Source organism: Kitasatospora sp. NBC_01287, from assembly GCF_026340565.1.
Classification (GTDB): domain Bacteria; phylum Actinomycetota; class Actinomycetes; order Streptomycetales; family Streptomycetaceae; genus Kitasatospora.
Genome location: NZ_JAPEPB010000001.1, coordinates 5,005,494 through 5,019,568, shown reverse-complemented (window position 1 = coordinate 5,019,568; position 14,075 = coordinate 5,005,494). Strand labels below are relative to the sequence as shown.

At 68.7% G+C, this 14,075-nt stretch carries 11 protein-coding genes and 1 pseudogene; 6 read left to right on the top strand and 6 right to left on the bottom strand.

Annotated features, from left to right (window positions below; translation table 11 throughout):
• Window positions 1–376 precede the first annotated feature (376 nt).
• Together OG455_RS21615 and OG455_RS21610 are read left to right on the top strand one after the other, a co-directional pair.
• On the top strand, window positions 377–1,315 hold the full coding sequence (locus OG455_RS21615) for a hypothetical protein (protein WP_266296105.1): 939 nt from the start codon (window positions 377–379) through the stop codon (window positions 1,313–1,315).
• 207 nt (window positions 1,316–1,522) lie between these two features.
• On the top strand, window positions 1,523–2,179 hold the full coding sequence (locus tag OG455_RS21610; protein ID WP_266296103.1) for a hypothetical protein: 657 nt from the start codon (window positions 1,523–1,525) through the stop codon (window positions 2,177–2,179).
• 422 nt (window positions 2,180–2,601) lie between these two features.
• Here OG455_RS21610 and OG455_RS21605 read toward each other — a convergent pair whose 3' ends face one another.
• Window positions 2,602–4,026 carry an ATP-binding protein gene (locus tag OG455_RS21605; protein WP_266296101.1) on the bottom strand — a complete coding sequence of 475 codons (1,425 nt, stop codon included), beginning with the start codon at window positions 4,024–4,026 and terminating at the stop codon, window positions 2,602–2,604.
• 700 nt (window positions 4,027–4,726) lie between these two features.
• Between OG455_RS21605 and dacB the strand changes: the two genes are divergently transcribed.
• Window positions 4,727–6,352 (top strand): D-alanyl-D-alanine carboxypeptidase/D-alanyl-D-alanine-endopeptidase, encoded by a 1,626-nt coding sequence (dacB, locus tag OG455_RS21600; RefSeq protein ID WP_266296099.1) that lies wholly within the window; start codon window positions 4,727–4,729, stop codon window positions 6,350–6,352.
• Between the two features lie 1,291 nt (window positions 6,353–7,643).
• On the opposite strand, the pseudogene OG455_RS21595 reads toward dacB, so the two are convergent.
• From OG455_RS21595 to OG455_RS21580, 4 genes and pseudogenes are all read right to left on the bottom strand, one after another.
• Window positions 7,644–7,748, bottom strand: a pseudogene (locus OG455_RS21595) (N-acetyltransferase); the annotation flags it as partial.
• 35 nt (window positions 7,749–7,783) lie between these two features.
• A complete protein-coding gene (locus OG455_RS21590; RefSeq protein WP_266296097.1) occupies window positions 7,784–8,203 on the bottom strand; it encodes an arsenate reductase ArsC in 420 nt (139 codons plus the stop codon).
• A gap of 47 nt (window positions 8,204–8,250) precedes the next feature.
• The gene (locus OG455_RS21585) at window positions 8,251–8,997 is read right to left on the bottom strand and encodes an MIP/aquaporin family protein (protein ID WP_266296095.1); all 747 of its coding nucleotides are present in this window, start codon (window positions 8,995–8,997) and stop codon (window positions 8,251–8,253) included.
• Complete coding sequence (locus OG455_RS21580; protein ID WP_266296093.1) at window positions 8,994–9,386, bottom strand: helix-turn-helix transcriptional regulator; 393 nt, start codon at window positions 9,384–9,386, stop codon at window positions 8,994–8,996. The genes OG455_RS21585 and OG455_RS21580 overlap by 4 nt, the downstream gene beginning before the upstream one ends.
• An 85-nt stretch (window positions 9,387–9,471) precedes the next feature.
• Between OG455_RS21580 and OG455_RS21575 the strand changes: the two genes are divergently transcribed.
• Window positions 9,472–9,981, top strand: a complete 510-nt coding sequence (locus tag OG455_RS21575; RefSeq protein ID WP_266296091.1) for an ArsI/CadI family heavy metal resistance metalloenzyme — start codon at window positions 9,472–9,474, stop codon at window positions 9,979–9,981.
• A 192-nt stretch (window positions 9,982–10,173) separates the two neighbouring features.
• Here OG455_RS21575 and OG455_RS21570 read toward each other — a convergent pair whose 3' ends face one another.
• Window positions 10,174–11,481 (bottom strand): hypothetical protein, encoded by a 1,308-nt coding sequence (locus tag OG455_RS21570; protein ID WP_266296089.1) that lies wholly within the window; start codon window positions 11,479–11,481, stop codon window positions 10,174–10,176.
• 204 nt (window positions 11,482–11,685) lie between these two features.
• Between OG455_RS21570 and sigJ the strand changes: the two genes are divergently transcribed.
• Both sigJ and OG455_RS21560 read left to right on the top strand, forming a co-directional pair.
• On the top strand, window positions 11,686–12,630 hold the full coding sequence (gene sigJ / locus OG455_RS21565; RefSeq protein WP_266296087.1) for an RNA polymerase sigma factor SigJ: 945 nt from the start codon (window positions 11,686–11,688) through the stop codon (window positions 12,628–12,630).
• A 123-nt stretch (window positions 12,631–12,753) separates the two neighbouring features.
• Window positions 12,754–13,959: an NAD(P)/FAD-dependent oxidoreductase gene (locus tag OG455_RS21560; protein ID WP_266296085.1), complete on the top strand. Its 1,206-nt coding sequence runs from the start codon at window positions 12,754–12,756 to the stop codon at window positions 13,957–13,959.
• Window positions 13,960–14,075: the final 116 nt, after the last annotated feature.

Sequence of the window (14,075 nt, the reverse complement as noted above, 5' to 3'; positions counted from 1 at the left end):
AGTGGGACAACGCCCACACCGACCACACCAGCAGCGCCACGCGGCCCGGCCCGTCCGGCCTCGCCGAGACCGAAGCCGACTGGCGCCACCAGCTCGCACGCGAGACGCCCAACGGCTGGCTGCTGAGCGGCAACGCCATGACCAGGACGCTGGCTGCCGGCCACCCCATCCACCTGATGCACACCACCGTGGCCCTGGACGCGATCCGCGCCAGCGGACACCTCTACGCCTCCACCGGCTGCCTGGTCGCGGCCCTGTACTGCGCTCCCCTCACCCCGAGCCCGCCGGCCTACGGCCCCACAACCTCGGCACCTACCTGCTGGAGACCAAGAAGCACACCCGCACCCTGGTCTTCGAGATCACCCCCGACGCCCCCGTGCCACCCAAGGGCATCGACTACCTCCGGCTGGGCGCCATCCACCTACGCACCTACCTCACCCACCGCAGCTTCCTCACCGAGCCCGAAGACGCCCAGCTCCGCCGAGCAGTGCTGGACCGGCTCCATGCAGCAGCACCCTTCCTCGACACCATCCTCGCCAACGCCACTGGGAGGCAGACACCGGAAGCCGACTTCATCGACCAGCTCGCCGCCACCGTGCCGGCCTTCCCGTTCCTCGGCTACCTCTACTTCGAGGTGCTGTCCGAGTACCTGATGCTCCACTCCACGACCCTCGAGACCAAGGCGTACGCCCAGCTCGGAGAGATGAACAACCGCCTCTACAAACGGCTGGCCTTCTCCGCGGTCCAGGGCATGGACCAGCTCTTCGACCTGTCCCGCTTCAACCCGGGATACGACCGCCTCCTCCAACTCGTCGGGCAGATCGAAGCCAGCCTGACCTCCGGGGTCGCCAGCTTCACCAGGCGACGCCTGTCGCATCTGTTCGCCAGCGTGGCACTCGCGCCCGGCCAGGACGCAGCGTCCGTCACCTTCCGCGGCGCGGACTTCGACGCCCTCGCCGTGACCGCACCGCACCTGCTGGGCCAGCTCATCTTCCGCGAGATGCGCATCATCGACCGCTACCCGCAGCTCTACCTCGCCTTCGAGCAGGCCAAGGCCCTTGAGGCGTGGGACTACTGGAACACCAACGGCATCCCGACGCCTTTCAACGGCACCATCCCGAAGGGCGAGATCGGCATCAACACGGCCTACCCGCGAGCTGACTGCACGGTATGGACCGCGGAGACCTGCGAGCGCGGCCTGGTTCACCCGGTCGAGCAGCTCAACGTGACCTTCCTCCCCCGTCTCGCCGAGCTGTCCATGACCGCGATGCGGAGGGACACGACTGGAAAAGCAGCCGGGCACTGTCAGCCGTGACGTCGTCGAGGCGACGCCCATCCGGCAGCGCAGACCCGCTGGCCAGTCTGCCAAACTTGCCCCGTGGCCTAGGACGACGTACGGCACGTGCAAGCCGTAGAGCCGCGAGCATTTGCTCTGCCTCAGCAACTGCGGTTCGCACCACCGTATGCCGATCGCAGCCCAAGTCCGGAGGGTTACGCCTACTGGTGGCAGCTTTTCCGACTCGTGTTCGACCTACCCAACCCCGCATCGTTCGCGAAGCTCCCAGGGATCTCTGCTGCCGAGCTGGGGATCCTGCGTCGATACGTCCATACCTGCCAGGAGCTGTCTGAGTCCACGATCCTCAGCCACAGCAGCGGAGTCTCCATCAACATGAGTGACGGAGTCGAGGCGGTGATTGCAGACTTCCCAGCGAAGGAAGCCATCCGAGGGACCACCGTCCTCTTCCGCCAGATGGCGAGCGCGCAGGAGCCAGCAAGCTACAGCCAGGTACGAAAGATCATCGGCCAAATTGCACATCAGCATCACGACGAGCACCGCGATCAACGGCTAGAGCTTCAACGACTGTGGAACCGCGCCCACGGGCAGCTGAACTCCCGCCTGCTCACAGCGATGGCAGACCGCAAGGCACTCGAACTGATGGGGGCACATCCGAACCTGCCCGTGCCAGGCGAGGACGTCAAGCCACAAGAGGTCCTGTCCCTCTTCCAGTACGGAGACCTGATCCACTGGGATCGCCACGCCGAGGCGTTCCAGGAGGTCGCCAATGACGACTTCCAACACAAGTGGCAGACCCTCAAGTTCCTCTCCGTCATGACACAGCTGAGCCGCTTCTACCTCGGATACTCCCTACTGGTTGCCAGGGCGGTTGGTGACCACTGAGACGGTCCAACAACTTCAGTTGGCATCCCGGCCCCCAGCTGTGGATGAGTCATCCTGGGCCAGCGTGCAATGGGCGGCAAAAGTACAGCAGCAAAGTACAGCAACCAGGCCGTCCAGCAATGACCACCAGCACCCCTGGCACCACCTCTGACCTGCGCAGATGACCTCAGCGACCACGCTGCCCGTGATTCGGGACGAAGAGGCCGTGGGTACAAATCCCGCCACCCCGACCCAGTAACACCAGCTCAGGCCCGTTCCCCCGCGAGGGGGGCCGGGCCTGACTGCTTTTCAGGGGCGGTTCTGGAGTAATCCTGGAGAAGATCTTCCGATTTCTCCCAGACCAGGATGCCTGCGGACCTCAGCCCAGCCGGCTCCTTGATCTTGTTCGCCCCGCTCGGCAGGGCTCAGCGGACAGCTACTGGTCAGCGGGCGCGCCAGGCGCCGAGCAGTTCATCCGGTCCGTACGTTGCCTGGAGCCCGGCACAGCTGACGCCGCTTCGGGAGACTGCGACGAGCGGTACCGGGTCGTCTGTGAGCGCGGCCCGGTGCTTGTGGAGGGCGGCCAGGTCGTGAGCGTCGAACGGGGATGTCTCCAACCACTTGATCGACCCGAGAAACAAAAGCTGCTTGGCAACGGGCTGAAGATCAGCGCCGACGAGATCGATCTCGACGTCGTTGCTACGGGTCCAGTAGCCACCGACTGCCGGGGCGGCCGGCAGATCGCCGTCGGGCAGGATACGCACGAGCGACTCCCGGATCAGCGGCTCGACTGCGCGACCTCGCCAACTGGACCACTGCTCCCGGACTCGCGCCAGAGTGAGGTCACCACGCATGCGCTCAATCTCTGCCATGTGCGGATCCAGGAAGGCCAGCCAGAAGCGCAGGTAAGGGTCCGCCACCCGGTAGCGGCGTTCCTTGGAGGGCTGGAGGGAGATCGGCAGTTCGGCGGCCACGACGCGCTTGTCGATCAGTAGGTCGGCCGCCCTGGTAAGCGTGCTGTGCGCGATGCCGCCGGCGGCCCGGGCGATGTTGGTGAAGGTCCGCTCGCCCGTCCCGATCGCTCGCAGCACCTCCCGGCCCATCGCCTGGGGGGGAAACTCCGCAGCCAGTGACCGTTCGGCCGAGACCAGCAGGGCAGAGATCGGATTCTCCAGAGCTGCGCCGAGGAACTCCCACATCGAGGCGCCGACCGGCCATTCTCGACAGATCAGCGGCAGCCCACCTGTGATCAGGGCGGCGTCGAAAGCGGCTGCGGGCTCCAGTTCGAGCATCTCGCTGAGGTCGGCCGGGTTGAGCGGCCCCACGACCATCTCGCGTCCGCGCTGGTGGAACGGTCGGTCGTAGCTGTTGAGCGCCTCCATCATCGACAGATCGGAGCCGACCAGCAGAAGAAGGACAGGCTTGCGACTGAGCAGGCGGTCCCACGCCCGTTGGAGCATGCCCTCGAAGGCGTCGATGCGTTCCATGAGGTACGGCACCTCATCGATCACCACGACGCTGGGTGAGTCGTCGGGCAGTATCTCGGCCAACAGGCGAAAGGCAGCGTTCCACTGGGTCGGTGCCTCCTCCGCGAAGAGGCCCTTGTCCGGCAGCGTGGAGGTGGCGACCGCATCGAGCAGCTCCACCAGTTCATCCTCGGCAGATCCGCCGCCGGCTGTGAAGAACAACTGAGGGACCTCCGCACGCCGCAGGAACTCTTCGACCAACGTCGACTTCCCGACCCGTCGCCGCCCTCGCATGAGCAGGCACTGACCGGGCTGTACGGCGTCGGCGCCAGCTTCTCGGACTTCGTGGAGTGCGTGGTCCAGGATGCGCAGTTCTCGACCCCGACCAATAAACCGATGCATGTGGGGACCCCATCAGGGTGGCGGAGACAGTGGCGGCACATTAGTAGCGCTAGAGATAGTATCTCACCGGAAACTATCTATCCCTTGCGCGTGCCATGTCGACGCAAGCGAGCCTCCGGGCCTCCCGTGCCAGAAGTACAGCAGCGAAGTACAGCAACCGGGGCGTCCAGCAATGGCCCCCAGTGCACCCGGCAGCGCCTCTGACCTGCGCAGATGACCTCAGCGACCACGCTGCCTGTAATTCGGGACGAAGAGGCCGTGGGTTCAAATCCCGCCACCCCGACCCAGTAGTACGAGTAAGGGCCCTATCGGAGAGATCCGGTAGGGCCCTTACTCGTTCTGCGTGACCAACAGAGTGGCTGTCCCTCAGAGCCGAGCTTGAGCAGGTCATCCATGACCACCGCGCCGGTCTGGATCACGGGCCCCCTTGATGACTCAGCCGGCCACGCGCGGGCTGACGGGCCGCCCACTGTTCGACCCCGACTCATACGGGTGCCCGGCTTCGACCAACCGAATGAGTTTCACACCCCACGCCGTCAGCACACCGCGCAGCAGCCCCGCCCCCGGAGACCGCGTACCTACCATGCGCCGTGAGCGCCCTGCAGAACGGGGCTTCCGCCTCCAGAACGGTTGACGAATGAGATCAAGGATCCGTGGTCGGCTTCGGGCCTGGGCCACCGTCGGCGTCACGCTCGCGGTCGTGGCAGGTACGGCTGCCGCCGCCACACCTGCGGAGAACTCGCACAGCGACCTCGGGCCCGACATCGCGGCGATCATGAACAAGCCCGCGTACAAGCACGCGCAGTGGGGTCTGCTGGAGATCGACGCCGAGAACGGGCGGGTCGTCCACTCGATGTACCCCGACCAGTTCTTCATGCCGGGTTCGACCGTCAAGCTGATCACCATCTCCGGTGCCTGGCACGACCTCGGCCCGGACCACCGCTTCACCACGCCGGTGAACGCGGTCGGCCGACTCAACGGATCGACCCTCACCGGGAACCTGGCACTCGTCGCTCAGGGCGACCTCACCATGGGCGGCCGGACCAAGCCGGACGGGTCGGTCGACTTCACTCCCATCGACCACACCTACGCCGACGACGTCCCGGGCGCCACCCTCACGCCCGAGGACCCGCTCGCCGGCCTGGACCAGATCGCCCAGCAGGTCCGCGCCTCGGGCATCACCACGGTCGACGGCGATGTCGTGATCGACGCGCGGCTGTTCACGCCCCCGCCGATCACCCCCCAGCCGACGCCCCTCATCATCAACGACAATGTCATCGACCTGCTGAGCACGCCGACCTCCCCCGGGCAGCCCGCCCAGCTGAGCTGGCGCCCGCAGGTCGCGCCGTACCAGGTCACCTCCAACGTCCAGACGGTGGAGGCCGGTGGCACCACCGACATCCAGGTCTCCACGTCCCCCGACGGCACCGCGATCACGCTCTCCGGCACGATCGCCGCCGACGCCCAGCCCACCCTGAAGAACTCCCAGATCCAGGACCCCAACGCCTTCGGGCGCACCGCCCTGATCGAGGCCCTGGGCCGCGCCGGGGTCACCGTCACCGCCCCACCGACCGGGCCCAACCCGGACAGCACGCTGCCCGCCTCGTACACCGGCGATCCGCAGGTGGCCGCCTTCGTCTCACCGCAGTACCGCGACTACGCCAAGCTGATCCTGAATGTCAGCCACAACCTCGGCGCCAACCTGGCCCTGTGCAACATCGCCGTGAACCACGGCAGCAAGAACTGCTTCGACGCCTTCCCGGTCATCCACGACTTCCTCGCCCGGACGGCGAACGTCGACCCGACCCAGTTCCAGATGGCGGACGGACGCGGTGACGTTCCTGTCGACCGCGTCACCCCCACCGGGCTCAACCAGTTGCTCGCATACTGGCTGCGCACTCCCGACGCGGACGCGTTCCGCACCTCACTGCCGATCCTCGGTGTATCCGGCACGGGTGCTCTCTACTGCACCACCGACTGCCCGGCCAAGGGCAAGGTCTTCGCCAAGCCCGGCACCATCATCGGCGGCGACCTGCTCAACCAGCAGATCGCCATCAACGCGCAGACGTACGCGGGCTACCTGCAGGCGGACGACGGCCACCTCTACACCTTCTTCATCGGCGTCAACGGCGCGGCGGCACCGACCATCCAGGGATTCTTCGACACCAACGACGACGTCGACCAGATCGCCGTCATCCTCCAGCAAGAGGCGTGCGCGGAACACGGCGCCGACCGCTCGCACCACAAGGCCGTCATGTCCGCGAGTAGGCCACTACCCCGGGCGGGCACAGCCGCGAAGTACAGCAACCGCCCCGTCCGGCAGTGACCACCAGCGCCCCTGACACCACCTCTGACCTGCCCGGACGACCTCAGCGACCACGCTGCCCGTAATTTCGGGACGAAGAGGCCGTGGGTTCAAATCCCGCCACCCCACCCAGTAGTAGAGAGGCCCTATCGGAGAGATCCGATAGGGCCTCTGACGTTGTGTACAGCAGCAAAGGACAGCATCCGCAGCAACCGTCGGCAGCGAGCTCAACCGAGACGAGGCCGCTGACCAGCGTCGTCCGGCGTTCGTGGAGCCCGGACCTCGGGTTGCCGGTCCCTCTCGGGCGGCAGTCAGTACTGATCCGGATGGCGCCCCATGGTGGCTCCAGCGACCGACCAGGGGTGCCAGCACGGCGACCCGGCCTCTTGGACGCCCCTGACAGCCGCGGGCGAATCGAGCCGTTCCTGGCCGTGGATCTCGACGTTCGCCCCTCGCCGAGCGCGGCGCTTCGTCGCCGGAGGGGAAGGGCGAAGGGTCAGCCGCATCTAGGAGGCGGTCGGAGGAGGTGTCGGTGCCGACGGTGGGGCCGCGCCCGCTGAGGTGCGGCGTAGCGTCCACAGAGCGCTGAAAGGGCGGCGTCGCGGACCGACGTGCGCATCGGCAGGTGTGTCCGTGGTCGCCTCGGTGGCGGCCGCAAGGGCGGGTTGGCCTTGTCGTCCTTCACGTCGGCCGGCCTCCAGGGCCGCCGCGAGGCCTCGGCGGTGGAGCCGGCGCAGCAGAAGAGCCGCCGTCAGGCAGAGGGCCAGTGCGACGAGGACGGCTGCGGCCCGGTAAACGGGAAGGATCACGACGGTGACCGACCTGGTGCTGGTGTGCCCGTCGGGATTGGGGACCGAAACACTGAGGCGGCACAGGCAGAACATCGGTGGACGCGGGGACCTTACACGATCCTCACCGCCGGCCGAGCAGGTCACGAAGTGGCTCCATACGCCACCGACCTCAACACCCGCGAGCACATACGGCTGCCGCAAGTCTCTGCGGAGGGCACACCGCGCTGGCTCTCCGCGACGACGGGGTCTGCTTCTTCCTCTTGCGAGCATGGGAGTCCGACTGGCTTGACCGGTCCGGCCACACCCGCCCGCCACTCCTGCGGGTCGATCTCCCTGGGCATCTGACGTAGATGCCCAGGCTGCCTCTTCCTCCGGCTGGAAAGTACAGCAGCGAAGTACAGCAACCGCCCCGGCCCTCCCCGACCGCCAGCAGCACCTGCTGGCGGTACGCCGGCAGAGCCGAGGGCCCGCCGGCGCCATCGAGCGGCTCAGGCCACAGTCGGACTGCGGCGTTCGACGAGATCGAAGGCCGCCCAGCTGGGGGCGACGGCCTCGAACGTCGCGTTCCCCTCGTCGATACCGAGCTGATAGATCGCCAGGACCTGCTCGGCGTGCTCCGGCAGCATCCGGGCAACTCGGACGGCGGTAATCGGGTCGACGCTCACGCGCGTGCCTCGATGCCGAGTTCGGCGATCAGGGCCCGGATGCGCCGCTCGATCTCGTCGCGGATCGGGCGGACGGCCTCGACGCCCTGCCCGGCCGGGTCCTCCAGCTTCCAGTCCAGGTAGCGCCTGCCGGGGAAGTACGGGCAGGCGTCGCCGCAGCCCATGGTGATCACGACGTCGGAGCTCTGCACGGCCTCGACGGTCAGCACCTTCGGTGTCTCGGCGGAGATGTCGATGCCGGCCTCCCGCATGGCCTCGACCGCTGCGGGGTTCACGGTGTCGGCGGGGGCGGAGCCGGCCGAGCGTACCTGGACGCGGTCCTGGCCGAGGTGGGTGAGGAAGGCGGCGGCCATCTGGGACCGTCCGGCGTTGTGGACGCAGACGAAAAGCACGGACGGTACGGCGGGAGTGCTCACGGCAGGGCGCTTTCTTGGTCGAGAAGGGGAGTGAGGGGAAGGCCGGGTCAGCGGCCGGAGGTGGCGAGGTGGTGCTCGCCGTGCGGGACGACGACGTCCTCACCAGCAGGCGTGGGTCGGCCGAACAGCACGGCGACCAGGGCCACGCCGGCGGCCAGGCCGACGAGCTGGGCGGCGATGAACGGCAACACCGAGCCGGGGGCGATGCCGGCGAAGGTGTCGGTGAAGGCCCGGCCGACGGTCACCGCCGGGTTCGCGAAGCTGGTGGAGGACGTGAACCAGTACGCCGCGCCAATGCAGGAGGCGACCGCGACCGGTGCGAAGTGCGCACGGCCGGTGCGGGCCAGGCCGAAGATCAGCAGGACCAGGCCGGCAGTAGCCACGACTTCGCCCAGCCACAGATGCGGGGCCGAGCGGTCGTGGGTGGACCAACGCACCAGCGGCTCGGCGAACATCGCGTCGGCCAGTACCGCGCCGCCGATCGCTCCGGCGATCTGCGCGGGCACGTACGCGGCGACCTCGCGCAGGGTCGGCCCGTCGCCTTCACGGCGTCCGGTCCACCACGCAGCGAGGGTGACGACCGGGTTGAAGTGGGCGCCGGAGACCGGGCCGAGCAGAGCGATCAGCGCACCAAGGCCGAAGACGGTGGCCAGCGAGTTGGCCAGCAGCTGCACGCCGACGTCCTGGGAGAGCTTGGTGGCCTGGATGCCGGAGCCGACCACGATGGCGACCAGCGCGCCCGTCCCGACGAACTCGACAGCGGTCCGGCGGCCCAGTGGAGCCGGCTCGGTCATCTCGAAGCCCCCACACCCGCCGGAACAACCCCGGCCGGAGCCTCCAGCAGAGACGACAGCCTGGCCAGGGCGGCGGGCAGCACCCAGTAGTAGACCCAGGTCCCCCGTCGCTCGGAGCCGACCAGACCAGCCTCGCGCAACACCTTCAGGTGGTGGGAGATGGTCGGCTGGGATACGTCGAAGGGGCCGGTCAGATCACAGACGCATGCCTCGCCACCCTCGTGCGAGGCGATCAGAGACAGCAGCCGCAGCCGCACCGGATCGGCCAGGGCCTTGAACATCTTCGCCAGGTCGACGGCGGCCTCTTCGCCCAGTGGCTCGCGGACCATCGGCGAGCAGCACACCATCGCTTCGTCCTGGCCGAGCACCGGCAGTTCCAGATTCGACATGCGTCTATGTTGACAGTCATCTATCCGAGGAGCAACCTTGCCTGCATCGACAGCCGTCGATACAGCATCGACCGGGGAGACCACCATGTCCCGTGTTCAGCTCGCCCTTCGCGTCGCCGACCTCGAAGACTCGATCGCCTTCTACTCCGAGCTCTTCGGCACCGAGCCCGCCAAGCGCCGCCCCGGCTACGCGAACTTCGCCATCACCGAGCCCCCACTCAAGCTCGTTCTCCTCGAAGGCACCGCCGGCGAGGACACCTGCCTGGACCACCTCGGCGTCGAGGTCGAGTCCAGCGGGCAGGTCACCGCCGCGACCGACCGTCTGAAGGAGGCCGGCCTGGCCACCTTCGAGGAGAACGACACCTCCTGCTGCTACGCGCTCCAGGACAAGGTCTGGGTCCACGGACCGGGCAAGGAGCCCTGGGAGGTCTACGTCGTCAAGGCCGACGCCGACGCTCTCGGCAAGAGCGCCGACGGCGCTCCGGAAGCCTGCTGCGGCACCACCGCCTGCTGCACCCCCGACGAGCAGCCCGTCGACCCCGCCCAGACAGCAACCGAGGCCAAGACCGCCGCTGGATGTGCCTGTTCAAGCTGATCAGCACCGGGAGAGACGCCCGCCCCGCGCGCTCCCACTGCACCAGTCATACGCCGATGGCCCAGCCGGAGTGGCGTCCGGCCGGGCCCCGACTCGTTATGCGTGACCAGCTGAGTGACTGTCCCTCAGAGCCGAGCTTGAACAGTTCGTCCATCTGTCGGGCCGGCATACGACGGCGCAGTGGACCCTGGTTCAGCGATCGCCGCCCTTGGGCTCCAGGTCGCCGATCACTCCGACCCGGATGCCGAACCACGGGTAGGTGAGGTTGAAGAACACGTTGTCCTGGGGCTGGAGGCCGACCGCGGAGGGCCACATCTGGAACGCGCCCGCGTTGGACACGCCGCCGTGCGCGCGGCGCCAGATCCGTGCGGAGTCGCCTCCGGTCGGTGGGGGTGTGATCGTGTCGGTCCACTCGACCGCGTTGCCGCCCTGGTCGAGGGTGCCCCACGGTGAGGTGGTCCTCGCCTGGCCGACCGTACTGAGGCTGCCCTGGTAGAGGTTGGCGTAGCTGACAGGATCGAGCCCGAACGGGTTGACGGTGGCGCAGACGTCGGGCTGCACCTCACCAGGGCACCAGTTCGGCGCCGGCCGGCCGGTGGCGTGGTACGAGGCGAGTGGCTGGGTCGCCGCGTTGACGACATCGCCGGTGGTGGGGTTGAGGACCGTGGGGGCAGGGGCGGTCGCGTCGCCGTCGCCGAAGACTCCCGGATTGGTCGGGTACTTCCAGTAGGAGTCGGTGCCGCCGCCGTTCGGGTCGTAGTAGGCCGCCTTGATCCACTCGTCCTGGCTCGGTACGACGAAGCCGGAGTCATGAGCTCGGGTCGCGTCCGGCCGGGCGAGGTCGTACATTCCGCGCTCGGTCTGTGGCGACAGTTCGACCTGGTACGTGACGTAGTTGAAGCCCTTGTCGCTGCTGTCCCGCTTGGAGATCAGTCGGCCGTTGTACAGCGCGTTGACGAAGCGCGCGGCCTTCAGGAAGTTCGCGAAGCCATACGGCTTGTCCGCCCATTCCGGATACGCCACGGAGTAGTGGCAGCCGTCGCCGGCGTCGGCGGAGAAGTTGATCGAGCCGTACTTCGGCCACGCCGAGGAGCTCTCGGTCCTGTCGTAGAGACCGTGGGGGTCACGGCCCGCAGGGTCAACCGTGTTCAGGAAGGCCACCCACTCGCCGACCGTGACCTCCAACTGCCCGATCTCGTAGGGGTCTCGGACGGCGCCGACCGTCAGGCAGTCACTCGACGTCGGCGGGGCGTCGGCGCACGTGCGGTACACGGCGTCCGTGAACGGGACGACACCTACCGCGGGGTTGCCGGGCGCACCGACCCTGGCGGTCGTCACGGTGATGACCGCGCCCCCACCGTGGGCGGCGGGGTCGGGTGAACGCGATCCGGCGGCAGCGGCACTCGAACCGAGCATCGCGTGCGAGGCGAGCAGCACCGAGACTCCGCAGGCAGCCAGGACGGCCCTGCTGAGACGAGTGCGGCTGAAGACGACGTGCATGGGCAACCCTTTCGGCCCTTGCGGCTCGCCCGTGGCCGCAAGCGGCGCGGAGCGGCCCGACGATCACGACAGCGGGTAACCACAAGCTACCCCTCTCGCTACTCTCCGCACTCGCGACATGGCGGGACCCGCACTTCCACTCCGTCAGCCTTTCGTTGGTACAGCAGCGAAGTGGAGCAACCAGGGCGAGTAGGATCCGCGAGCATGGCCCTGAGCATGAGCGACGTGGACCGGTTCGAGGCTGCCAGGCCGCGGCTGGAGGCCATCGCCTACCGGCTGCTCGGCTCGGCGGGTGAGGCGGAGGACGCCGTGCAGGAGACGTTCCTGCGCTGGCAGGCGACCGACGTCGAGCGGATCGAGGTGCCCGAGGCCTGGCTGACGAAGGTCCTCACCAACTTCTGCCTCAATCAGCTCACTTCGGCCCGCGCCCGGCGCGAGACGTACGTGGGGAGGTGGCTCCCCGAGCCGCTGCTCGCCGGCGACCCGATGCTCGGCCCGGCCGACACCGCGGAGCGACGCGAGTCGGTGTCGTACGCCGTCCTCGTCCTGCTGGAGCGCCTGTCGCCCAACGAGCGGGCGGTGTACGTGCTGCGCGAGGCCTTCGACCACCCGCACCGGGAGATCGCCGGGATCCTGGACATCACCGAGGCCGCCAGCCAGCAGATCTACCACCGGGCCAAGAAGCACCTCGCGGACGGCAAGGCGCGCACCGAGGTCGACGAGGCCACTGCCCGCAGGATCGTCGAGGAATTCCTGGCCGCGGCGACCAGCGGCCGCACCGAACCCCTCGTACGCCTGCTCACCCAGGACGCCGTCTCGGTCGGCGACGGCGGTGGGAAGGTCCCTGCCCGCGCGAAGGCATTCGAGGGCGCGCTCGCGGTCGCCAAGTTCCTGCGCGGCCTGTTCAAGCCCAGCGAGGCCAAGCGGGCCCATGTCGGCGGCGCGCCCGAGATCCACGCCACGACCGCCAACGGCGAGCCCGCCATCGTGGCGGTCGTGGACGGCCGGGTCATCGGGATCACCTGCCTGGAGGTCACCGCAGGGGGCATCGCCGCGGTCCGCAGCCAGGTCAACCCCGACAAGCTCGTGCGCGCGACCGAGCAGTGGGCCGCCGCGGACCACGGGGATTCCCCGCTCTACACCCTCTGATCCGACACGCGCACGCTGTGACGTGCTTCACATCCCGATCCTGTCAGGAAACGCCGGGCTGCCCGGTTCAAGGGGCGAAACCGCGCAAGACAACGGCGGACCCGCGCAGACAGGAGCAGGCTCATGCAGCACCGCATCGTCGTCCTCGGAGCCGGATACACCGGAGCCGTCGCCGCCGGCCGCCTCGCCAAGCGGCTGCACCGCGAGGACGTCGCCATCACCCTCGTCAACCCCGAGCCCGACTTCGTCGAGCGTGTCCGGCTGCACCAACTCGCGGCCGGCCAGGACCTCGCGCCCCGGCCGTTCAGCGAGATGTTCGCGGGCACGGGCGTGGAACTGAAGCTCGCGAAGGTCACCACCGTGGACGTGGACCGCAAGACGGTGACGCTCACCGCCGTGGACGGCCCCGCGCGGGAGGAACTGCAGTACGACACGGTGCTCTACGCCCTCGGCAGCGGCTGGAACGACGAGGGCGTACCCGGCAACGCCGAACACGTCCACGAGGTCTCCAGCCGCCGCGGAGCCCTCCGCCTGCGCGAGCGCCTGGCCACCTTGGACGCCGGTCGGCCCGTGGTCGTGGTCGGCGGCGGCCTGACCGGCCTGGAGGCCGCGACCGAGATCGCCGAGGCGCGCCCGGACCTCGATGTCGCCCTGGCGGCTCGCGGCGCTCTCGGTGACTGGCTCTCGGAGAAGGGTCGCGCCCACCTGCGGAAGGTGGTGGACGAGCTCGGCGTCAAGGTCCACGAACACACGGAGGTCAGCGCCGTGGCGGTGGACGACGTGACGGCGGCCGACGGCACGACCATCCCCGCCGAGGTCACCGTCTGGACCGCGGGCTTCGCCGTCCACCCGATCGCCCGTGCGACCGCCATGGAGCTCACCGACCACGGCCAGATCGTGGTCGACTCCACGATGCGCTCGGTCTCCCACCCGGACGTGTACGCCGTGGGCGACGCGGCGATGGCGATCGGCCCGGGCGGAAAGCCCCTCCGCATGTCCTGCGCCTCGGGCGTTCCCATGGCCTGGCAGGCCGCCGACGCGATCGCCGCCCGCCTCACGGGCACCAAGGTCCCCAGCGTCACCATCCGCTACTTCCAGCAGTGCATCTCCCTCGGCCGCAAGGAGGGCCTGATCCAGTTCGTCACCGCCGACGACCGAGCGGTGGACCGCGCCCTCACGGGCCGCGTGGCCGCCCTCTACAAGGAACTGATCTGCAAGGGCGCGGCCTGGGGCGTCGCCCACCCGACCGTGGGCATCCCGTCCCGGCGCCGGCGTGTCGTGCGGCAGGAGACCCGAAGCCGTGCGGGGGTGGAGGCGACCGCGGCCTGACCGCGCCCCGTGGGCCGTGAGTGCGGCTCGGTGCTCGTGCGGGGCGGCCGGATCAGGTTCGAAGCGCTGCAGGGCGCGCCGCGCAGGGAGCAGAGGGCGGGGGGCGGGGGCGGGGG